The sequence below is a fragment of the Streptomyces sp. NPDC059037 genome (assembly GCF_042740015.1).
Taxonomy (GTDB): Bacteria; Actinomycetota; Actinomycetes; order Streptomycetales; family Streptomycetaceae; genus Streptomyces.
The window spans coordinates 1-21,060 of record NZ_JBHYIG010000021.1 but is presented as its reverse complement, the minus strand read 5'-3'; the positions used below and the strand labels follow the sequence as shown (position 1 = coordinate 21,060).

The 21,060-nt window shown below is 72.0% G+C and carries 16 protein-coding genes and 1 riboswitch; of the genes, 5 read left to right on the top strand and 11 right to left on the bottom strand.

The window, feature by feature from the left end:
* Positions 1 to 20 precede the first annotated feature (20 nt).
* From cobI to ACFWY6_RS07165, 10 genes are all read right to left on the bottom strand, one after another.
* The gene (cobI, locus tag ACFWY6_RS07210) at positions 21 to 752 is read right to left on the bottom strand and encodes a precorrin-2 C(20)-methyltransferase (RefSeq protein ID WP_384687257.1); all 732 of its coding nucleotides are present in this window, start codon (positions 750 to 752) and stop codon (positions 21 to 23) included.
* Positions 749 to 2,161, bottom strand: coding sequence for a cobyrinate a,c-diamide synthase (locus tag ACFWY6_RS07205; protein WP_384687256.1), 1,413 nt, complete (start codon positions 2,159 to 2,161; stop codon positions 749 to 751). The genes cobI and ACFWY6_RS07205 overlap by 4 nt, the downstream gene beginning before the upstream one ends.
* On the bottom strand, positions 2,155 to 2,763 hold the full coding sequence (cobO, locus tag ACFWY6_RS07200) for a cob(I)yrinic acid a,c-diamide adenosyltransferase (protein ID WP_384687255.1): 609 nt from the start codon (positions 2,761 to 2,763) through the stop codon (positions 2,155 to 2,157). The genes ACFWY6_RS07205 and cobO overlap by 7 nt, the downstream gene beginning before the upstream one ends.
* The gene (locus ACFWY6_RS07195; RefSeq protein WP_384687254.1) at positions 2,763 to 4,787 is read right to left on the bottom strand and encodes a putative cobaltochelatase; all 2,025 of its coding nucleotides are present in this window, start codon (positions 4,785 to 4,787) and stop codon (positions 2,763 to 2,765) included. The genes cobO and ACFWY6_RS07195 overlap by 1 nt, the downstream gene beginning before the upstream one ends.
* 46 nt (positions 4,788 to 4,833) lie before the next feature.
* Complete coding sequence (cobN, locus tag ACFWY6_RS07190; protein ID WP_384687253.1) at positions 4,834 to 8,514, bottom strand: cobaltochelatase subunit CobN; 3,681 nt, start codon at positions 8,512 to 8,514, stop codon at positions 4,834 to 4,836.
* Positions 8,511 to 10,019, bottom strand: a complete 1,509-nt coding sequence (locus ACFWY6_RS07185) for a cobyric acid synthase (RefSeq protein WP_384687252.1) — start codon at positions 10,017 to 10,019, stop codon at positions 8,511 to 8,513. The genes cobN and ACFWY6_RS07185 overlap by 4 nt, the downstream gene beginning before the upstream one ends.
* Entirely contained in the window at positions 10,016 to 11,017 is a 1,002-nt protein-coding gene (locus tag ACFWY6_RS07180; protein ID WP_384687251.1) for a cobalamin biosynthesis protein, read from the bottom strand. The genes ACFWY6_RS07185 and ACFWY6_RS07180 overlap by 4 nt, the downstream gene beginning before the upstream one ends.
* Before the next feature lie 124 nt (positions 11,018 to 11,141).
* Positions 11,142 to 11,280: riboswitch (cobalamin riboswitch) on the bottom strand.
* Positions 11,281 to 11,410: 130 nt separating this feature from the next.
* Positions 11,411 to 11,647, bottom strand: a complete 237-nt coding sequence (locus ACFWY6_RS07175; protein WP_360763767.1) for a hypothetical protein — start codon at positions 11,645 to 11,647, stop codon at positions 11,411 to 11,413.
* A gap of 12 nt (positions 11,648 to 11,659) precedes the next feature.
* Positions 11,660 to 12,931: an anion permease gene (locus ACFWY6_RS07170; protein ID WP_384687250.1), complete on the bottom strand. Its 1,272-nt coding sequence runs from the start codon at positions 12,929 to 12,931 to the stop codon at positions 11,660 to 11,662.
* A gap of 191 nt (positions 12,932 to 13,122) precedes the next feature.
* Positions 13,123 to 13,863, bottom strand: a complete 741-nt coding sequence (locus tag ACFWY6_RS07165) for a lysozyme (RefSeq protein WP_384687249.1) — start codon at positions 13,861 to 13,863, stop codon at positions 13,123 to 13,125.
* 177 nt (positions 13,864 to 14,040) lie between these two features.
* Here ACFWY6_RS07165 and ACFWY6_RS07160 point away from each other — a divergent pair, with 177 nt between their 5' ends.
* The 3 genes from ACFWY6_RS07160 to ACFWY6_RS07150 all read left to right on the top strand — a co-directional run bounded on the left by ACFWY6_RS07160 (position 14,041) and on the right by ACFWY6_RS07150 (position 17,828).
* On the top strand, positions 14,041 to 14,703 hold the full coding sequence (locus ACFWY6_RS07160; protein ID WP_384687248.1) for a class II aldolase/adducin family protein: 663 nt from the start codon (positions 14,041 to 14,043) through the stop codon (positions 14,701 to 14,703).
* A gap of 463 nt (positions 14,704 to 15,166) precedes the next feature.
* Positions 15,167 to 16,300: an alpha/beta hydrolase gene (locus tag ACFWY6_RS07155; RefSeq protein ID WP_384687247.1), complete on the top strand. Its 1,134-nt coding sequence runs from the start codon at positions 15,167 to 15,169 to the stop codon at positions 16,298 to 16,300.
* 88 nt (positions 16,301 to 16,388) lie between these two features.
* Positions 16,389 to 17,828, top strand: coding sequence for a hypothetical protein (locus ACFWY6_RS07150; RefSeq protein WP_384687246.1), 1,440 nt, complete (start codon positions 16,389 to 16,391; stop codon positions 17,826 to 17,828).
* 13 nt (positions 17,829 to 17,841) lie between these two features.
* Here the strand turns inward: ACFWY6_RS07150 and ACFWY6_RS07145 are convergent, their stop codons facing one another.
* The gene (locus ACFWY6_RS07145; protein ID WP_384687245.1) at positions 17,842 to 18,732 is read right to left on the bottom strand and encodes a neutral zinc metallopeptidase; all 891 of its coding nucleotides are present in this window, start codon (positions 18,730 to 18,732) and stop codon (positions 17,842 to 17,844) included.
* Positions 18,733 to 19,040: 308 nt separating this feature from the next.
* On the opposite strand from ACFWY6_RS07145, the gene ACFWY6_RS07140 reads away from it, so the two are divergent.
* Positions 19,041 to 19,847: a hypothetical protein gene (locus ACFWY6_RS07140; protein WP_384687244.1), complete on the top strand. Its 807-nt coding sequence runs from the start codon at positions 19,041 to 19,043 to the stop codon at positions 19,845 to 19,847.
* 95 nt (positions 19,848 to 19,942) lie between these two features.
* Positions 19,943 to 21,060, top strand: a 1,118-nt coding sequence (locus ACFWY6_RS07135; protein WP_384687243.1) for an ABC-F family ATP-binding cassette domain-containing protein, incomplete at its 3' end; no start/stop codon positions are given.

Below are 21,060 nucleotides of genomic sequence, written 5' to 3'. Positions count from 1 at the left end.
CGCCGCGGTGCGGACCGAGGTCACAGTTTCCCGCCCCGGCCGCCCTCGCGCCGCGCGGGAGCGATGAGCGTGGACAGATAGGGCAGCGGCGTCTCGTCGAGCTCGGCCGCCGACCGGATGGACTCCTCGGGAAGCCCGAGCGCGGACCCCCACACGGCATCCTCCGTACGCCCCGTCTCGCGCAGCGCGGCCGCCACCTCCTGGGCCTGCCGCCCGAATTTGTACGCGACGACCGTGCCGGGCCCGGCGAGCGCGTCCTTGAGCACGGCGGCACCCGCGGTCACCGGCACCAGCGTCAGCGGCTCGGTGCCCTCGGTGAGCACGGCACCGCTGCGGGCGGCGAGGTCCTGCATGGCGGTGATGCCGGGCACGGTCTCGATGCCGGCCCCCGGCACGAGCTCCGCGATGGTCTGCGCGAGATAGGTGAACGTCGAGTACACATTGGGGTCGCCGATCGTCGCGAACGCCACCGAGCCGTGCTCCCGCAGCAGCTCGGCGACCCGCTCGCCGGCGGCGTCCCAGGCGGCCTCGCGGCGCTGCCGGTCGCTGCGCTCGTTGAGCGCGAACACGACACGTACGACCTTGTCCTCGGGGACGTAGTGCAGCACGGTCGCTTCCGCTCGCCCGCGCTCGCCGGTGTCCATCACGGGTACGACGACCACGGCGGCGGCACGCAGCGCGTTGACGCCCTTCACGGTCACCAGCTCCGGGTCACCGGGCCCGACACCGACTCCGACCAGCGTGTTGCTCATGCCGTGCACCTCTCTACGAACCGACGGGCGATACCGGGTTCGGCGGCCCAATGCGTGTGCAGATAACTCGCGTGCACACCCTGTTGTACGAAGCCTTCGACGCGCCGTTCAGGGGCGTGCAGCCCCCAGGCGGGAGCCGCCCCGGCGCCCGGCTCGACGACGGTGCGGTGAAACTCGTGCCCGCGCATCCGGGTCCCGACGGCCGCGAGCACGCTGTCGGACACGGCGACGGCCTCCCGGTACCCGAGCGTCAGCCGCTCCGACATCCGCGCACGGGCGTCGAGCACGCCGCACATGGGCTTGCCGTCCAACTCCCGCGTCAGATAGAGCAGCCCGGCACACTCGGCGGCGACGGGCGCACCGCTGAGCGCGAGCTCGGCGACGGCTTTCCGCAACGGCTCATTGGCGGAGAGCTCAGGCGCGTACACCTCGGGAAAGCCCCCGCCGATAACCAACCCGGCGGTGCCGTCCGGCAGTTGCTCGTCGTGAAGCGGATCAAAGGTGACGACGTCGGCACCGGCGGCGGTGAGCAGCTCGGCGTGCTCGGCGTAGGAGAACGAGAAGGCGGCACCACCGGCGATGGCGACGACAGGCTTGCGCCTTTCGCTTTCCAGCCCGTCCGGCGACCGATCCAGCCCGTCCGGCGTTTGAGGACGAACTCGGCGAAGCCGGTGATCTTCTGTTGCCGCAACCGGATCCCACGTGTCACCCGACAACGCAGGCGCACTTCGGGCAAGGGCAAGCAACCCGTCCAGGTCACACCCCTCCCGCACCCGCGAAGCCAACGCCGCAACAGACTCCACAGCCTCAGCCCGCCGCTCGGCGACCGGCACAAGCCCCAGATGCCGAGACGGAGCCCCGACCTCCCGCACCCGGGGGAGCGCCCCCAGCACGGGCACGCCGGACTCGTCGAGAGCCTCCCGCAGCAGCTCCTCGTGCCGAGCGGACCCCACCTTGTTCAGGATCACGCCCCCGATCCGCACCTCCGGATCCCACGAGGCGAACCCGTGCACCAGTGCGGCCACCGACCGCGACTGGGACGACGCGTCGACGACCAGCACGACCGGTGCCCGCAGCAGCTTCGACACCTGTGCCGTGGAGGCGAGTTCACCCTGCCCGGAAGCACCGTCGTACAGCCCCATGACGCCCTCGACCACGGCGAGATCGCACCCCCGCGCCCCATGGGCGAACAGGGGCGGGACCATCTCGGGCCCGCACAGATACGCGTCGAGGTTGCGGCCGACGCGCCCCGTGGCCAGCGCGTGATACCCGGGATCGATGTAGTCGGGCCCCACCTTGTGCGGGGACACGGCGAGCCCGGCCGCCGAGAAGGCGGCCATCAACCCCGTGGCGACAGTCGTCTTCCCGCTCCCGGATGAAGGCGCGGCGACGACGAGCCGAGCTACCACTCGATGCCCCTCTGGCCCTTCTGCCCGGCGTCCATCGGATGCTTGACCTTGGACATGTCCGTCACGAGATCGGCGAAGTCCACCAGAGCGTCCGGAGCGTTGCGCCCCGTGATGACGACATGCTGATTCCCGGGCCGATTCCGCAGCGTCTCCACGACCTCGTCCGTGTCGACCCACCCCCAGTGCATCGGATAGGCGAACTCGTCGAGGACGTAAAGGCGGTACGTCTCGGCGGCGAGGTCACGCTTGACCTGCTCCCAGCCCTCGCGGGCCTTGTCCTCGTTGCTCATCTCGCCTTCGGCGGGCGCGCGCTGGATCCACGACCAGCCCTCGCCCATCTTGTGCCAGTCGACGGCCCCGCCCTCGCCGGAGGCCCCGAGGACCTTGAGGGCGTTCTCCTCGCCCACCTTCCACTTCGCCGACTTCACGAACTGGAAGACCCCGATCGGCCAGCCCTGATTCCAGGCCCGCAGCGCGAGCCCGAAGGCGGCGGTGGACTTCCCCTTGCCGATGCCGGTGTGCACGACGACGAGCGGGCGGTTGCGCCGCTGACGCGTGGTGAGTCCGTCGTCCGGCACGACGCTCGGCTGTCCCTGCGGCATTAGGCGACGCTCCTCATGCGAGTCATACGAGATCCCGATCCCTGTACGTCCTTGACGAGCCCGGCGATGGACTCGGCCCGCAGCTCGTCCAGCGTCACCGCGGTACCGCCGAGCTCACCGGCAAGCTGCCCGGCGAGCCCGAGCCGCACGGGCCCCGACTCGCAGTCGACGACCACGGAGGCTGTCCCGGCCGCCCCGAACAGCCGCGCGGCACGACCCGCCTGGGCCACCGGCTCGGGCCCGCCCGTGGCGCGCCCGTCCGTCACGACCACCACGAGGGCCCGCCGCGCCGGATCCCGCAGCCGCTCCACCCGCAGCACCTCGTGCGCCTTGAGCAGCCCGGCAGCGACCGGCGTACGCCCACCGGTGGGCAGCGACTCCAGGCGCGCGGCGGCCGCGTCGACGGACGAGGTCGGGGGCAGCGCCACGTCGGCGCTCGTACCCCGGAAGGTGACGAGCCCGACCTTGTCGCGCCGCTGGTAGGCGTCGAGCAGCAGCGAGAGGACGGCCCCCTTGACCGCGCTCATCCGCTGCCGTGCGGCCATGGACCCGGAGGCGTCCACGACGAACAGGACGAGGTTGCCCTCGCGCCCCTCCCGTGTCGCCTGCCGCAGGTCGTCCCGGCGCACCACGAGACCCCGGCCCGACCGGCCGCGCGCCCGCTGATGCGGGGCCGCCGCCTGCACGGTGGCCGCCAAGTGCAGCTTGGTGAGGGCCCCTTGGGGCCGCCGGGCCCCGGTGGTCCTGCCGTGCTCGGTACGCGCCCGCGAGCGCCGCCCGGCGGCACCTTCACCCAGTCCCGGCACGCTCAGCATCTTCGTACGGAACGGCTCGGCGGCCCGCACGGCCTGCTGCTCACCGCCTCCGGCGGCGGGAGCCTGCGCGGCGGACGCCTCGTCCTCCTGGCCCGCCTCGCTCTGGTCCCCGGGAGTGCCGGGCGAGTCCGGACCGCTCTGCGGGGGCCGACCGCCCCCGCCGGGCCCGTCGGGGTCCGGATCGTCGTCGCCGTCATCGCCCCCGGACTGCTCCAGGGTGTCGTCCAGCTTGTCCTCGTCGAGTCCCGGCGCGTCGAAGGGGTTGCGCCGCCGCCGGTGCGGCAGCGCGAGCAGCGCCGCCTGCCGGACGTCCTCGGCGAGTACGTCCTCACGCCCGGCCCAGGCGGCAAGCGCCGTCGCCGTACGCGCCATCACGATGTCGGCCCGCATCCCGTCGACCTCGAAGGCCGCGCACGTCGCCGCGATCTGCCGCAACGCCCCGTCGCCGAGCCGCACTTGGGGAAGCAGGGCGCGCGCCGCGACGATCCGGGTCCGCAGCGCGGCCTCCTCGTCGCCCCACCGCGCGGCGAAGCCCTCCGCGTCGTCGTCGTACGCGAGCCGCCGGCGCACGACCTCCACGCGCTGGTCGGTCTCCCGCGACGCGGCCACCTCGACGGTGAGCCCGAACCGGTCGAGCAACTGCGGCCGCAGCTCGCCCTCTTCGGGGTTCATCGTGCCGACGAGCAGGAAGCGCGCGGCGTGCCGCACGGACACTCCCTCGCGCTCCACATAGGAGGCGCCCATGGCGGCGGCGTCGAGCAACAGGTCGACCAAGTGGTCGTGCAGCAGGTTGACTTCGTCGACGTAGAGGATGCCGCGGTGCGCGTCGGCGAGCAGCCCCGGCTCGAAGGCCTTGACCCCCTCGGCGAGCGCCCGCTCGATGTCCAGCGCGCCGACAAGACGGTCCTCGGACGCCCCCACGGGCAGCTCGACCATCCGGGCGTCCCGCACGGAGTCCCCGCCGATGTCGTGCGGACCGTCGGGGCAGGCGGGATCGGCGGCGGCCGGATCACAGGAGAACCGGCACCCGGCGACCACCGGCACCTGCGGAAGCAGCGCCGAAAGTGCGCGCACCGCCGTGGACTTGGCGGTGCCCTTCTCGCCGCGTACGAGCACGCCGCCGACGGCGGGCGAGACGGCGTTGAGCAGCAGGGCGAGCCGCAGGTCGTCCTGTCCGACGAGCGCGGTGAACGGATAGGGGGTGCTCACAAGGCCTCCATGAGGTGATTCGGGGCGGGACGTGGGGCGTCGGAACTCATCCGTCCCCCTCCAGCTCACCCTCAAGTTCGAGGTACGTGGCCCGCAGCCGCTCCAGCGTCTGTGCGTCCGGCTCCGCCCAAAGACCCCGCTCGGCGGCTTCGAGCAGCCGCTCCGAAATCCCGCGCAGGGCCCAGGGGTTGGACTTCTGCATGAACTCCCGGTTCTCGGGATCGAAGACGTACTCGGCGGAGAGCTTCTCGTACATCCAGTCGTCGACCACGCCCGCGGTCGCGTCGTACCCGAAGAGATAGTCCACGGTGGCGGCCATCTCGAAGGCGCCCTTGTAGCCGTGCCTGCGCATCGCCGCCATCCACCGGGGGTTGACGACGCGGGCCCGGAAGACCCGGTGGGTCTCCTCGCCCAGGGTGCGCGTCTTCACCTGGTCGGGCGTGGCGGAGTCCCCGACGTACGCCTCGGGGGATTCGCCGGTCAGGTGCCGCACCATGGCGACCATGCCGCCGTGGTACTGGAAGTAGTCGTCGGCGTCGACCAGGTCGTGCTCGCGGGTGTCGACGTTCTTCGCCGCGACCGCGATCCGCCGGAACGCCGTCTCCATGTCGCCGCGCGCGGCCTTGCCGTCGAGACCGCGCCCGTACGCATAACCGCCCCACACCGCGTACACCTCGGCGAGGTCGGCGTCGCTGCGCCAGTTGCGCGCGTCGATCAGCGGAAGGAGACCCGCCCCGTAGGCGCCGGGCTTGGACCCGAAGATCCGGGACGTGGCACGCCGCCGGTCGCCGTGCCCGGCGGTGTCCTCGTCCGCGTGGGCGCGTACGTAATTGGATTCCGGGGCCTCGTCCAGCTCGGCCACGGCCCGTACCGCGTCGTCGATCAGGCCGACGACGTGCGGGAACGCGTCGCGGAAGAACCCGGAGATGCGCACCGTCACATCGATGCGCGGCCGCCCGAGCTCCGCCACCGGCACGATCTCGAAGCCGGTCACACGGCGCGACGCGTCGTCCCACACGGGGCGGCAGCCGAGCAGCGCCAGGATCTCCGCGATGTCATCGCCCTGCGTACGCATCGCCGACGTGCCCCACACGGTCAGACCCACGGACTTCGGGTACTCGCCCGTGTCCGCCAGATACCGCGCGATCAGCGAATCCGCGAGGGACTGGCCGACCTCCCAGGACAGCCGCGAGGGGATGGCCTTGGGGTCGACCGAGTAGAAGTTGCGTCCGGTCGGCAGCACGTTCACGAGCCCGCGCGTCGGCGACCCGGAAGGACCGGCGGGAACGTAACCGCCGTCGAGCGCCCGCAGGATGTGCCCGATCTCGTCGGTCGTCCGCGCGAGGCGGGGCACGACCTCCTCGCAGGCGAAGCCCAACACGGCGACGGCGGGCGGCAGTTCGACACCCACCACGTCCCGCACCAGCTCCCGCACGGCCGTGAGCTCCCAGCCGCGCTCCTCCATGCCCTCGGCGAGCCGCCGGCACAGCTGCTCCAGGAGGTCGAGCGCGTCGGCGCCGGTCCGGGCGGGCCCCTCGACCAGCGAGGTCAGGCCGTCCGCGACCTTCACCGCCGCGCCCGGCTCGGCGAGCAGCTCCTTCTCGCTGAGCCCGAAGTGCTCGGCGAGACAGGCCCGCAGACCGGGCAGCGCGTTCGCCTGACCGCCCCACACCTGCGAGGCCCGCAGCACGGCGAGCACCAGATTGACGCGCGCCTCGCCCTCGGGGCCGCCGCCGAGGATGTGCAGACCGTCGCGGATCTGCACGTCCTTGATCTCGCAGAGATAGCCGTCGATGTGCATGACGAACTCGTCGAACTCGCCGTCGTCGGGCTGCTCGTCGACATGCAGGTCGTGGTGGAGCTCGGCGGCCTTCACCAGCGTCCAGATCTGCGCGCGTACGGCGGGGGCCTTCGTCGGGTCCAGGTCGCTGACGAGCGCGTACTCGTCGAGCAGCTGCTCCAGCTTCGCCAGATCGCCGTACGTGTCCGCGCGCGCCATCGGCGGCACCAGGTGGTCCACCACCGTCGCGTGCCCGCGCCGCTTGGCCTGGGTGCCCTCGCCCGGGTCGTTCACGATGAACGGGTAGATCAGCGGCAGCTCGCCGAGCACCGCGTCCGGGGCGCAACTCCCGCTCAGGCCAAGGCCCTTGCCCGGCAGCCACTCCATCGTGCCGTGCTTGCCCATGTGCACGACCGCGTCGGCGCCGAAGGACAGCTCCAGCCAGCGGTAGGCCGCCATGTAGTGGTGCGAGGGCGGCATGTCCGGGTCGTGGTAGATCGCGATCGGGTTCTCGCCGAAGCCGCGCGGCGGCTGGATCATCACGACGACGTTCCCGAACTGCAGGGAGGCGAGCACGATGTCGTCGCCGTCCACGTACAGGCTGCCGGGCGGCTCGCCCCATGCCTCCAGCATGCCGTCGCGCAGCTCGGGGGCCAGCTTGTCGAACCAGGCCTGGTAGTCGGCGAGCGGCACGCGCGCGGGCGCGGCGGCCAGCTGCTCCTCGGTGAGCCACTCGACGTCGTGGCCACCGGCGTTGATCAGCCGGTGGATCAGCTCGTCGCCGTTGTCCGGGTGGCCCTCGACGACGTACCCGGCATCGCGCAGCGAGTCGAGCACGCGCACCGCCGACGCGGGCGTGTCGAGCCCGACGGCGTTGCCGACACGTGAGTGCTTGGTGGGATAGGCCGTGAAGACGAGCGCTAGCTTCTTCTCGGCGTTCGGCTTGTGCTTCAACTGGGCGTGGCGCAGGGCGATTCCGGCGACCCGGGCGGCGCGCTCGGGGTCGGCGACGTACACCGGTACGTCGTCGGGGCCCTGCTCCTTGAAGGAGAACGGCACGGTGATGACACGCCCGTCGAACTCCGGGATCGCCACCTGCATCGCGGCGTCCATGGGGGAGAGCGCGGCATCCGACGCGTCCCACGTGGCCCGCGACGAGGTGAGGCAAAGTCCTTGCAGCACAGGGATGTTGAGGTCGGCGAGCGCGCCGATGTCCCAGGCCTCCTCGTCCCCGCCCGCGCTCGCGCCCGACGCGTGCGTGCCGCCCGCCGCGAGGACGGTGGCGACAAGGGCGTCGGCCTGCCCGAGGATCTCGTACAGGCCCGCGTCCGCGCCGCGCAGCGAACCGCAGTACACGGCAAGGGCGTTGGCGCCCCGCGCCTCGATCGCGTCGCACAGCGTGTCCACGAAGCCGGTGTTCCCGGACAGCTGGTGCGCCCGGTAGAAGAGCACACCGACGGTGGGCCGGCCCTCGACGTACTCCCGCACGCCGTGCACCCCGTACTCGGGCATCTTCTGCGGCTCGGCACTCTGCCGCTCATGCGTGTCGGCGGCCGACGCCCGGCCGCGACCCGCCGCGAGGACGTCCTCCTTGAGGAAGCGCACCAGCTCGCGCAGATTGCCCGTGCCGCCCTCGACGAGATACCGCAGCGCCTCGGCCACGGACCCCGCGTGCACGGTCGACTCGGCCATCAGCTCCGCGTCCGGCACGGCCTCGCCGCCGAGCAGCACCGTCGGGATCCCCGCGGCCTTCAGCGCCGCGAGCCCGTCCTCCCACGCCCGCTTGCCGCCGAGCAGGCGTACGACGGCGATGTCGGCACCCTCGATGAGCGCGGGCAGCTCTTCCCGCACGTCGACCCGGGTCGGGTTGCCGATGCGGTACCCGGCACCCGAGGCACGGGCGGCAAGCAAGTCCGTGTCGGCGGTGGACAGAAGCAGGACGGTCATGAGGGTGCCCCCGGTGCGATGAAGGGGAGACCGGACGGTGTGCCGGTCTCGATCAGGCTGAGCAGCGCGTCCGTGTCCGCGTGTTCTTCGATCAGGTCTCCGAGCAGGTCGAGCTGCTCCTCGCGCAGTGCGCCGAAGCTGGTGTCGGGCGCGGGCACGAAACGGCGCCCCGCGGCGCGCGCGACCTCCGTGAGAAAGCGCCGCCGGAACGCGTCGCTCTCAAGCGAGCCGTGCCAGTGCGTGCCCCACACCTCGCCGACGCGGCAGCCGTCCAAGAAGGGCTCCCCGCCCAGGACTTGGGCGACGCCGTGATGGATCTCGTACCCCTCGACGGGTTCGCCCAGGGCCTCGCCGACCGGCCGGGCGAGGGTCTTCTCGCGGGCGAACCGCACGCGCACGGGCAGCAGCCCGAGCCCGTCCACGGCCCCCGCGCGCGACTCCACGTCGTCCTCGATGTGCTCGCCGAGCACCTGGAAGCCGCCGCAGATCCCGAGCACGGGACGCCCCTCGGCCGCACGCCGCGCGATGGCGTCGGCAAGGCCGCGCTCACGCAGCCACTCCAGGGCACGCACGGTCCCGCGCGTCCCCGGCACGATCACGAGATCGGCGTCGACGAGTTCCTCGGCCCGGTCCACGAACCGCACGACGACACCGGGTTCGGCGGCGAGCGCGTCCACGTCCGTGAAGTTCGACATCAGCGGTACGGCACAGACGGCGACCCGCAGCACGTCCTCGCCGACCGGGGGAGCGACGACGGACTCCCGCACGGCACCCCGCAGGGACACCCGCAGCCCGTCCTCCTCGTCGATGCCGAGCCCGTGCTGGAACGGCAGCACACCGAACGTGCGCCGCCCGGTGAGTCCTTGCAGCATGTCGAGCCCGGGTTCGAGCAGCGACACATCGCCCCGGAACTTGTTGACGAGATACCCGGCGACCAGCTCCTGGTCCTGGGCACTGAGCAGCGCGGTGGTCCCGAAGAAGGAGGCGAAGACGCCACCACGATCAATGTCACCCACGACAACGACGGGGAAGCGGGCAGCCCGAGCGATCCCCATGTTCACGATGTCGGTGCGCCGCAGATTGATCTCGGCGGGACTGCCCGCGCCTTCGCAGATCACGGCGTCATAGCTGCCCCGAAGTTCCTCAAGACATCCCACGACGGTGGAAAGGAGCGCCTCCTGCCGCCCACCGTGATAGCCCCGAGCACTCATCTCTCCGACAGGCTTCCCCATGAGCACCACCTGGCTGCTGCGGTCGCTGCCCGGCTTGAGCAGCACGGGGTTCATCAGCGCGCTCGGCTCGACGCGGGCGGCCTGCGCCTGCATGGCCTGCGCCCGCCCGATCTCGGCGCCTTCGCGCGTGACGAAGGAGTTGAGCGACATGTTCTGCGCCTTGAACGGCGCGACGGAAACCCCTTTGCGAGCCAGCCACCGACAGATCCCGGCGGTGACAACGCTCTTCCCGGCGTCAGAGGTGGTCCCGGCAACCAGTAGTCCGCCACTCACGTATGTCTCCCTTGCTGTGGGCAGGCGTTCCGCAGGGCGGAACGGGTGGGCACAGCCCCAGCTGCCGAGCTCCGATTCCCCCGAGCGGCCATGGCAACCCCCAACGCCAGCAAGCCAACCCGCCGAGACAGCCGCACAGCCCGCTCGATGTCAGCCACGGCAACGTCCCGCCCACCCCCGTTGAGAACAGGCCGATGCTCAACCCGCCCCCCGTACGAGAGAGTCCCCCCGAGCCGCACCCCCAACGCCCCCGCGAAGGCCGCCTCCACAGGCCCCGCATTGGGACTCGGATGCTTGGCGGCATCGTCACGCCAGGCCCGCAGCGCTCCGGAGGGCGAATCCCCAGCAGCAGCCGCCAGCAGGGCGGTAAGCCGGGCTCCCGGCCACCCCAGGACGTCATCGAGCCGAGCGGACGCCCACCCGTACCGGAGGTACCTCGCGGACTTGTGCCCCACCATCGCGTCCAACGTGTTCACGGCCCGAAACCCGACAAGCCCCGGAACGCCAGCCAAGGCCCCCCACACCAGCGCCCCCACGACGGCGTCGGACGTGTTCTCGGCGACGGACTCGACGACGGCCCGCGCGATGCCATCGGCATCCAGCGCCTGCGGATCCCGCCCGCACAGATGCGGCAGCCGCTCCCGCGCCACCTCGACGTCCCCCGCGGCGAGCGCCCCGCCGATGGCCCGCGCCTCACGCCCGAGCGAGGTCCCGCCGACCACGGCCCAGGTCGCGGCGGCGGTCAGCGCGACCGACCCGGCGCGCGAGTGGCGACGTACAAGAGAAGAGGCAAGGGCGGCGGCACCCGCCGCCCCGCCGGCGCACACCACGGCATGCAGCGCACCCCACCCGCGGTGGTCCCGCCACAGGACACGCTCGACGGCACCCGCCGCACGCCCGAACGCGGCGACCGGATGCCCGCGGCGAGGATCACCGAGAAGCAGATCACCGAGGAGCCCGGCGGCGGCGCCGTACGCGAAGTCGCGATCGGCACACATGGGTTCAGCCGACCGTTACGTGAAGGGGAGCGACGGGCCCGGCCTGGACGGGCGGGGGCACAGGAACCGGCAACGGGCGGCCGCGCATGGCGATATGTCCTCACTCAGGGTGTCCGCGCCCTGGTTCGACGTGATCGGCGGGCGAGAGTTCCTGGCTCACGGGGAGTCGTCTCCCCGGTGACAGTGGCGGGACCGCGCCGGATTCGCACCGGCTTCCTCTTCTGCCGCCGTAATGGCTCCGGCAGTCCACCACGCCCCGCGAACGCCCGTCAACTCGCCTTTGACCTGCGACGGGAGAGTGTGCCAAGGCCCACATACGAAGGTGGGGCGCAAGGCGCCGAAGCGTCCTGCACCCCACCTTGAACTCCGTCGTCAGGCGACGAACTCCGGCCGTCAAGCGACGATCAGATAGATCCCGTACGCCACCGCGGCCGTGCACAGCGCGAAGCACAGGTAGGCGCCCGCGCGCGCCGCCACCGCGTTGCCGCCAGCGGCGGAAGTGGCGCCGGAGGTGGCCGCCTCGTGCTTGGAGAGGCCGACGATGCCGAGGGTGAACAGGCCCACCAGGGCCACCGTCACCGCGAGGCTGACTCCGAAGACGGAGCCGAGAGCTGCCCAGTCGATGTCCATGCTGATCTGTCCTTACACCGTGGCGGGCCGGGCGGGATCCGCCACGGAGCCGGTCGGGGCCGGGATGGTGGCCTTGACGTGGTCGTCGTCGGCGGCCGTCGCGGCGGCGCCGGTGGGCGGCGGCGTGACGGCGGCGATCGCGGTGGTCACGACGCCCGCCGGCTCCGCGTCGGAGCCGCCGATCTCGTCGTCCGCGACGTTCGTGTGGTCGACGGCGTTGCGCCGCGAGAGCACCCAGATGACGGCCGAGCCGCCGACCAGGAGCGCCGCGGTCGCCGCGATGCCCCAGGGGCCCTGCTTGGTGAGGAACTCGGCGCCCGCGCCGACCAGGCCGGCGGCCGGGAGCGTCAGACCCCAGGCGACGAACATCCGGGTCGCCGTGGACCAGCGGACCACACCGCCCTTGCGGCCCAGGCCCGCGCCCATCACGGCGCCGGAGCAGGACTGCGTGGTGGAGAGCGAGAAGCCGATGTGCGACGAGGCGAGGATGACCGTCGCGGCGCTGGTCTGGGCGGCGAAGCCCTGCTGCGGCTGGAGGTCGGTGAGGCCCTTGCCCATGGTGCGGATGATGCGCCAGCCGCCCAGGTAGGTGCCGAGCGCGATGGCCACACCGGCCGAGACGATGACCCACATCGGGGGGTTCGCGCCGGGGTTGAGGACGCCGCCGGTGACCAGGGCGAGCGTGATGATGCCCATGGTCTTCTGCGCGTCGTTCGTGCCGTGCGCCAGCGAGACGAGGCCGGCGGAGGCGATCTGGCCCGCGCGGTAGCCCTTGGCGGTCGCCTTGGTGTCGGTGTTGCGGCCGATCCGGTACGTCAGGCGCGTGGCCGCCATCGCGGCGAGACCCGCCACGAGCGGCGCGGCGAGGGCCGGGATCAGGATCTTGGTGACGACGGTGCCGCCGTTGATCGACGACCAGCCCATCGACATGACGGCGGCGCCGATGAGGCCGCCGAAGAGTGCGTGGGAGGAACTGGAGGGCAGGCCCACCAGCCAGGTCAGCAGATTCCAGAGGATCGCGCCCACCAGGGCCGCGAATATGACCTCTGTCTTCAGTCCGTCCTCGTTGACGATGCCGCCAGAGATCGTCTTGGCGACTTCGACGGAGAGGAAAGCTCCGACGAGGTTCAGCACGGCGGACATGGCCACCGCCGTCTTGGGCTTGAGAGCGCCGGTCGAGATGGTGGTAGCCATCGCGTTGGCTGTGTCGTGGAAACCGTTCGTGAAATCGAACACGAGAGCGGTAACGATCACGATCCCGAGGAGAAGCGTGATGTGTTCCATTTACCCAGGCTTCTGTTGGACGTCAGTGGCATGTGGAACGTAGGCAACCTGAGTGAACGGAAAGTGAACTGGGCCGGGCCATGCGGTGACTCGAACGGAAGTGCCGCCGCTCCGCTTGCGTCGCAACCGTGACGGAGATCGTCCGGAGCGGCGGCACGAGGCCCGGAATCCGGGCTTCCAAGGGCTCTTGGCTACCCTCGGGCGAACCTCTTCAACTGGTTCATCGAGCCGTTGAAGAGATTCTGATCACCCGGCAGCCTGCCGCTGTTGTCGTACTGCCAGATGGTCAAGTACGACCACCCCTTGGGCAGCGTCCCCGACGTCGACGACCAGCGCGCGAGCCACAGTGCGTGATTCGCCCCGAAGGCGCGGCTGCCGCCCGTGCAGTTGTTCCACCACTTGGTGGTCGTGTAGATCACGGGACGGCGCCCCGTCTGGCGCTGCACCTCGTTGCTGAACGACTTGATCCAGTTGACCATGCCGGTCTTGCTGAGGCCGTAGCACTTGCGTTTGCTGTACGGATTGTGCTCGATGTCGAGCGCGGGCGGCAGCGTCCAGCCGTCCCCCCGCCAGCGCCCGCCGTGGCTCATGAAGTACGCGGCCTGCTTCCTGCCGGACGACTTGCTCGGTACGGCGAAGTGGTACGCCCCGCGGACGATGCCCGCGTTGCGGGAGCCGTTGTACTGCTGCTTGAAGTGGGGATTGCGGTACGTGTGGGACTCGGTGGCCTTCACGTACACGAAGCGTGCGCCCTTGCTCTTGGCCTTCTGCCAGTTGACGTGCTTCTGGTGCGACGAGACGTCGTGGCCCCTCGGCTTGCCCGCCGCCGAAACCGGAATCTCGGCGAGGGCGGTCCCGCTGAGGGCCAGCGTTGCCACTGAGGCGGCGATGACGCGGGCGCGGCGACGGGACGCTTTGTGATCACGAGCCATATTTCCCCCCGGATGGCGACGTGCATGACAAATCCCCCAGAGGTTACTGGAAGATCACCGCATGCCGGGCGATCGCCAGCCAATCGTCGCCAGAAGGGGATGTATGCCCATACGCGCCGATACGGACTCCCCGGCTCCGCACTGCCGTGCCGCGACCCCGGCTGGCAGGATCACGGCATGACTGAGCAGCGGCAGGACGCGGTGGAACGGGCCTGGGGCGATCTCGTCGCGGCCGCTCGCAGGACCGTCTCGGACGGCCTGGTGGTCGGCACGTCGGGCAATGTCTCCGTACGCGTCGGCGGCACGGTCCTGGTCACCCCGAGCGGGGTCCCCTACGACCGCCTCGCACCGCGGGACGCGGTCGGCGTCGACCTCGACGGCACCCGGCTCTTCGGCGCCCTCACCCCGACCAGCGAACTGCCGATGCACCTCGCGATCTACCGCAACACCTCCGCCGGGGCCGTGGTCCACACCCACGCGGTGCACGCCACGGCCGTCTCCACGCTGCTGCCGGAGCTGCCGCCGATCCACTACATGGCGGCCTCGATGGGCGGCCCCGCCCGGGTCGCCCGGTATGCGCCGTACGGCTCGGACGAGTTGGCCGAGAACATGCTGCACGCCCTGCGCGAGCGCACAGCTTGTCTCCTCCAGAACCACGGAACCATCACATACGGAGACACTCTGGACCAGGCATACGACCGCACGGCCCAGCTGGAATGGATGTGCCGCCTCTGGCTGACGGCAAGCGCGATCCCGGCCCACACACCGACCCTGCTGTCGGACGCCCAGCTACGGGAAGCGGAGGACCGACTGCGGGGGTACGGCCAAAGCAACACCTAGCTACCCCGTCCGCTGAGCCTCAGGCCGCTCCGTTTGTGGGCAGGCGTTCCCGACGGCTTCCCCACCCACCCTGCCCGCCCCGTTTGTGGGCAGGTGTTCCGGCGGCTTCCCCACCCGCCCTGCCCGCTCCGTTTGTGGGCAGGTGTTCCGGCGGTTTCCCCACCCGCCCTGCTCGCCCCGTTTGTGGGCAGGTGTTCCGGCGGTTTCCCCACCCGCCCTGCTCGCCCCGTTTGTGGGCAGGTGTTCCGGCGGCTTCCCCACCCACCCGGGCCGCTCCGTTTGTGGGCAGGCGTTCCGCACGGCAGAACGGGTGGGCACAAACGGCCCACGGTCCGCAGGTGAAATGCGGGGTCCGGGGCGGAGCCCCGGAGGTGCAGGGGAGAGCCCGGAGCCGCCGCAATGGGGGTCACCCCATACCCCCCGCCCACTGGCCGTACCAAGCCACCCCGCCGACACTGGACAGGTGCGCCCAGCCCAAGCGACGGCAACGGCCGTCACCGCCGCAGCGACCGCCCTCCTGGCCGGCGCAGCCGCCATCGCGGCAGGCCGCTTCGCCAGCAACGCCGCCCTCAAGACCCCGCCAGGCCGCCCCCTGCCGGGGCCCCGCCTCACGGTCCACGCCACGGCGGCAGGCCAGATCACCCTGACCCGCTCCCTCGCGAGCCTGCGCCCCGGCAGATACGGCCTCGGCGGCGACGGCAGCCACGCGGTGATTGGCCCGGTCGTCGACTCCGCACCGCACGAGGCCGACACCGTCGTACGCCGCCTGGAAGCCGTCACCCACGGCACCCTGGACCCCGGCGCGCGGGTCCGGCTCACCCCGCAGGTGTACATCGGCGACCCGCACGCCGCGCTCGACATCGACCACGCTGACGTGGACATCCCCGGCGAACTCGGCGGCCTGCCCGCCTGGTTCGTGCCCGGCGCCCGCGACACCTGGGTGATCACCGTGCACGGCCTCGGCACCACCCGCGAGCACCCCATGGTCGTCATGGACTTCCTGCACCGCCTGCAGTTCCCCATCCTCGACCTCGCCTACCGCGGCGACCTCGGCGCACCCCGCTCCCCGGACGGCCTCGGCCACCTCGGCGAGACCGAGTGGCGCGATCTCGACGCGGCCATCCGCTACGCCGTGCGCTACGGCGCCGAGAACGTGATCGTGCACGGCTGGTCCACCGGCGCGGCCATGGCCCTGCACGCCGCCGCGTACTCGGCCCTGCGCGACCGCATCAGCGGCCTCGTGCTCGACTCCCCGGTGCTCGACTGGGAGGTCACCCTGCGTGCGCTCGCCGCGGCCCGGCGCACGCCGGGCTTTCTGCTGCCGCTCGCGGTGCGCGCCGCCCAGGGGCGGACCGGCCTGCGCGGCGACCGCATCCTGGAGGCCGCCGACCCCGACGTGCTCAAGGTGCCGACCCTGCTCTTCCACGGCCCCGACGACGTCATCGCCCCCTGGGAGCTGTCCCGCCAACTGGCCGCCCGGCGCCCGGAACTCGTCACTCTCCACACGGTTCCGGATGCGCCCCACGGCGCCATGTGGAACGCGGACCCGGCGGGCTACGAAGAGGCGCTGCGGCGCTTCCTCACGCCCCTGATGTAGCACCCCGCGTACCCCGGACGTAGCGCTCCGGAGCCTCACGAAGTCATTCCGTTTGGGTTTTCGGACCGTCAACAGGAAGACTGCTCCCGTGACGTCCCGTATCCCGCGCGACTCAAGGCTCCGACTCGTCCGTGCTCAGTCCCCGATGGCCGAGAGGCGAGCAGCGGCGGATCGCGGCGCAGCGCGCCCCCTGGCCGCCCCCGGCGCAGTGACCGAGGCCCGTTCGCGCCGTCCCGCGCCCCGGCCGCCCGAGGGCACACCGGCCCCCGCCGAGCTGGCCCGCATGGCCCGCGCCGGTCTCGCCGACGCCGTGCGGGTGGCCCGCTGGGCCGACGCGTCGCTGCGCCCGGGAAGCAGCGCGGGCGAGCGCGACGGCAAAGGAACCCTCTCCACCGCCACCGCCGAACGGGCCGCCGCGGAACTCGCCCTGACCGCGGATCAGGTCAGGGCGGACTGGGACACCGCACGGCTCGCCGGCCTCGTCGAGGTGCACGGCGACAGTGCGCGCCCCGGCTGGCGCCTGCGCGCCTGGGACCGTGACGACGCCGCCGTGCTGCGCGGCTGGGTCGCCCTGTTCGACGCCTGGTCCCTGGCGCACGCGGCATCGCGCGAACTGCCGCCCGCCGCCGTCGCCGAGACCGTCGAGGCCATGCCGCAGCTCCTCACCCTGCTGCAGCTCTCGGCCGGGCCCGTCCCCCTGCCGCAGCTCCTGGACCTCCTGGACCAGCGCGTCACGGAACTGCGTACGGAACGCTGCGAGATCCCCTACGGCCCGCAGCCCGAGCCGGTGGACCCCGATGACGCCCCTTCTCTGCCCACCCTCCTCGACTGGGCCCTGCGCGGTCTCGCCGCCGTCGGCGCGCTGACGTACGCCGACGGACAGGCCACGCTCACGCCGCTCGGCAGCTGGGCGGTCTGGGTCAAGCTGGAGCAGATCTGCGTCGCCGCGCAGAGCCCGGCGGGGAACATCGAGCAGGCGGCCGCCGACATGCTGCGCGGCTGCGCACGCCTTCGCCCCAAAGCGGCACGCTCCGAGTACCGCGCCTGGCTCGCCGCGCGCCCCGTGGGCAGCGCCGTCACCGAGCTCCTGGAGGCCGCACGCGGCGAGGACGCCCTGCTGCGCGGCCTCGCCTTCGAGGCCCTGCGGGTGGTCGGCGCTCCGGCCGAGGCCGAGGTGCGGGCCGTCGTGGACGAGACCTCGCTGCGGCCGTACGCCCTGATCTGGCTGGCGGAGCAGGAGGGCGCGGACCCCGAGGACGTCCACCTGGTCCTGACCCGTGACGAGTCGACGTGGCTGTGGGTCGACACCGCCGCGGCCGTCGCCGACCACGGCGAGACCCATCTGCTCATCCGCCACCTGGAGTCCGCGGTCCAGCCCACGGTGCCCGCGCTCCTGGACGAGGTGCGCCGGATCGGCCACCCCCGCACCGTCCAGGTCCTGGTCGCGCTCGCCGCCGCGCACCCCGACCCGGCGCTCGCGAAGGCCGTCCGCCGGGCGGCGTTCCAGGTGCACACCGGAGGGGTGTAGCGGCCCATCCGGCTCACCGGAAGGTGTTGCACCGCCCCATGTCGCCGGTGCGGTAGCCCTCGTAGAACCACTGCTGCCGTTGCTCGGCCGAGCCGTGTGTCCAGGTCTCGGGGGTGACCCGGCCCTGGAACCTCTCCTGGATGCGGTCGTCGCCGACCGCGGCCGCCGCGTCCAGGCCCTCGCGGATGTCCGCCTCGGTGAGACTGGTGATCAGCGGCCTGCCCGTCCGGTCGTCGGGGGTGCGGGTCGCGTGCCGTGCCCACACCCCGGCATAGCAGTCGGCCTGCAGCTCGACCTTCACCGCGTTGCTGTTCTGCCCGGTGCGCCCGTCCTGGGAGCGCCGCAGCGTCCCCATGAGGTTCTGTACGTGGTGCCCGTACTCGTGCGCCACGACGTACGCCTGCGCGAAGGGCCCGCCGCTGGAGCCGAACGTGGTCCGCAGCTCCTCGAAGAACTCCAGGTCCAGATAGACCTTCCGGTCACCGGGGCAGTAGAAGGGGCCGACCGCCGACGACGCGGCGCCGCACGCGGTGCCCACCCTGCTGGTGAAAAGGACCGTCTGCGCGGGGGAGTAGGTCCCGCCCCTGAGCTGGAACTCCGGACGCCAGTAGTCCTGCAGGCTGTTGACCACCGCCACGATGCGGCAGTCCTCCTTGGTGTTCGCGTCCTGTCCCGTACGGCAGTTCTGCTGCACCTGCGCCACGGACGAGGACGATGCGGCGGGCTCTTCGCCGCCCGACGAGAGGCCGAGCTGGTCGGGGCCGACCCCGAGGAGCAGCCCGAGGACCAGCGCGATCAGGCCCACGATGCCGCCGCCGACCGTCGCCTTGCCGCCGGGAATCCGGCTGCCCCGCACGTCCTGCACCTCGGACGTGTCCAGATCGGCGTCGTCGTCGAACTGCATGGGCGCACCACCCTCTGCCTCGCATCCGGGGCGGCGTTCGCAGTCCCGCACCGACCATTCGGCCCCTTCATCCTGATATGCCCCTCCCCGCGCGGCGCCGGACGGAGGGCCGAACGGGGGACGCCCGCCGAGTGGCGCGCCGGACGACCGGGGCGCGCGCTGCCGCCGCCGCTACGCTCTGCGCCTGTTCCGTGGGCATCGGCCGGGAATGGGCCGTGGGCATCGTCCGGGCACGGGTACCAAAGGGGCGCGTCGTGAGGTGGGTACCAAAGGGGCGGGTCGTGACGTGGGTACGAAGGGGGCGCGTCATGGCCGTCGCGCCGATCGAGCCGACCGGACCGCAGGAGACGGCACCGCAGGCGACCGGACCCCGGGCGTCGGCCGCCCGCCGTGGCTCGCGGCTCGCGCTCCCGGTGGCCCTCGCCCTCCTCGCGCTCCCGCTGATCACCGCCGCCCACCACTCGCGCCCGGCCCCCTACGGAGACCACATCACCGTCCACGCGCGCGTGGACGGTGACAACGCCGTCCCCGAGCTCCGCACGAAAGGGCCCACCGTCGAGGCGTACGACCCGGCGACCGGTCGCGCCCGCTGGACCTACGGCCGCGCCGGGCACCGCCCGCTCGCGCTGCTCCCCGCCCCCGGCCACGCCGTCGCGCTCTGGAGCGACGGGCTGGTCACCGACACCGCGCGGGCCGACGGCAGCGCCGTCCGCTGGCACCGTGCCATCCCCGGCAGCGCCTCCTGGCTGCGCACCCCCGCCGCCCGCGGCGCCGCCGGAGTCCTGCAGCCGCTCGACCCGCACGGCCGCATGATCGCGGTCGTCACCCCGCACCGCATCGCCGCCTACCGCACCGCCGACGGCGACCTGCGCTGGGTGCTGCCCGCCGGCGGCGGCTGCGCCTTCGAGCCCGCCCGCTCCGTACGCCACCGCGCGGCCCTCCTGGTGGCCCAGCCCTGCGGCGACGCCGCCACCCCGTGGACCTCACAGCTGATCGCGGTGGACGACCTCGGCCGGATCGTGCCGCGCCGTACCCCGCTGGGCAACGAGCTGCCGGGGGCCGCCCCCGACGGCGTACCGAACCGGGCAGAAAAAGTGTTTGCGCGGCCCCGGTAGAATTGCCGTCATGGCCATTCTCCTCGTGCATTAGACGGCGTGATCGCCTTCATCAGCCCCTCCGCCGTCCATCCACCCTGCCCTGGAGTCTGTCCGTGATCACCGCTTCCGGCATCGAGCTGCGCGCCGGCGCCCGCATCCTCATCGAGAACGCCACCTTCCGCATCGCCAAGGGCGACCGCATCGGTCTGGTGGGCCGCAACGGCGCGGGCAAGACCACGCTCACCAAGTGCCTGGCCGGTGAGGGCATCCCGGCCGGCGGCACCATCAGCCGCTCCGGAGAGGTCGGCTACCTCCCGCAGGACCCCCGCACCGGCGACCTCGACGTGCTGGCCCGCGACCGCATTCTCTCCGCCCGCGGACTCGACGTACTCATCCGCAAGATGCGCGAGAACGAACAGCGCATCGCCAGCGGCTCGGGCGCCACCCGCGACAAGGCGATGCGGCAGTACGAACGCCAGGAGACGGAGTTCCTCACCAAGGGCGGGTACGCCGCCGAGGCCGAGGCCGCCACCATCGCCGCCGCGCTCAACCTCCCCGACCGGGTGCTCGGCCAGCCCCTGCACACGCTCTCCGGTGGTCAGCGCCGCCGTATCGAGCTGGCCCGGATCCTCTTCTCGGACGCCGACACGCTCCTCCTCGACGAGCCCACGAACCACCTCGACGCCGACTCCATCGTCTGGCTGCGGGACTACCTGAAGACGTACCGCGGCGGCTTCATCGTGATCTCCCACGACGTCGACCTGGTCGAGACGGTCGTCAACAAGGTCTTCTATCTGGACGCCAACCGCACCCAGATCGACGTCTACAACATGGGCTGGAAGCTCTACCAGCAGCAGCGCGAGTCCGACGAGAAGCGCCGCAAGCGCGAGCGTCAGAACGCCGAGAAGAAGGCCTCCCAGCTCCACTCGCAGGCCGACAAGATGCGGGCCAAGGCCACCAAGACCGTCGCCGCGCAGAACATGGCCAAGCGTGCCGACAAGCTCCTCGCGGGCCTGGAGGAGGTGCGCCAGAGCGACAAGGTCGCCAAGCTGCGCTTCCCGGACCCCTCGCCGTGCGGCAAGACGCCGCTGATGGCGGAGGGCCTTTCGAAGTCGTACGGCTCGCTGGAGATCTTCACCGATGTCGACCTCGCCATCGACAAGGGATCCCGCGTCGTCATCCTGGGCCTGAACGGAGCGGGCAAGACCACCCTGCTCCGGCTTCTCGGCGG

What these genes read in the sequence shown, in the direction of transcription:
- ACFWY6_RS07160 (WP_384687248.1), top strand. Translation starts at nt 14,041, where the DNA reads ATGACTGAGCAGCGGCAGGACGCGGTGGAACGGGCCTGGGGCGATCTC.
- cobI (WP_384687257.1), bottom strand. Translation starts at nt 752, where the DNA reads ATGAGCAACACGCTGGTCGGAGTCGGTGTCGGGCCCGGTGACCCGGAG.
- ACFWY6_RS07180 (WP_384687251.1), bottom strand. Translation starts at nt 11,017, where the DNA reads ATGTGTGCCGATCGCGACTTCGCGTACGGCGCCGCCGCCGGGCTCCTC.
- ACFWY6_RS07170 (WP_384687250.1), bottom strand. Translation starts at nt 12,931, where the DNA reads ATGGAACACATCACGCTTCTCCTCGGGATCGTGATCGTTACCGCTCTC.
- ACFWY6_RS07145 (WP_384687245.1), bottom strand. Translation starts at nt 18,732, where the DNA reads ATGCAGTTCGACGACGACGCCGATCTGGACACGTCCGAGGTGCAGGAC.
- ACFWY6_RS07140 (WP_384687244.1), top strand. Translation starts at nt 19,041, where the DNA reads ATGGCCGTCGCGCCGATCGAGCCGACCGGACCGCAGGAGACGGCACCG.
- cobN (WP_384687253.1), bottom strand. Translation starts at nt 8,514, where the DNA reads ATGACCGTCCTGCTTCTGTCCACCGCCGACACGGACTTGCTTGCCGCC.
- ACFWY6_RS07175 (WP_360763767.1), bottom strand. Translation starts at nt 11,647, where the DNA reads ATGGACATCGACTGGGCAGCTCTCGGCTCCGTCTTCGGAGTCAGCCTC.
- cobO (WP_384687255.1), bottom strand. Translation starts at nt 2,763, where the DNA reads ATGCCGCAGGGACAGCCGAGCGTCGTGCCGGACGACGGACTCACCACG.
- ACFWY6_RS07165 (WP_384687249.1), bottom strand. Translation starts at nt 13,863, where the DNA reads ATGGCTCGTGATCACAAAGCGTCCCGTCGCCGCGCCCGCGTCATCGCC.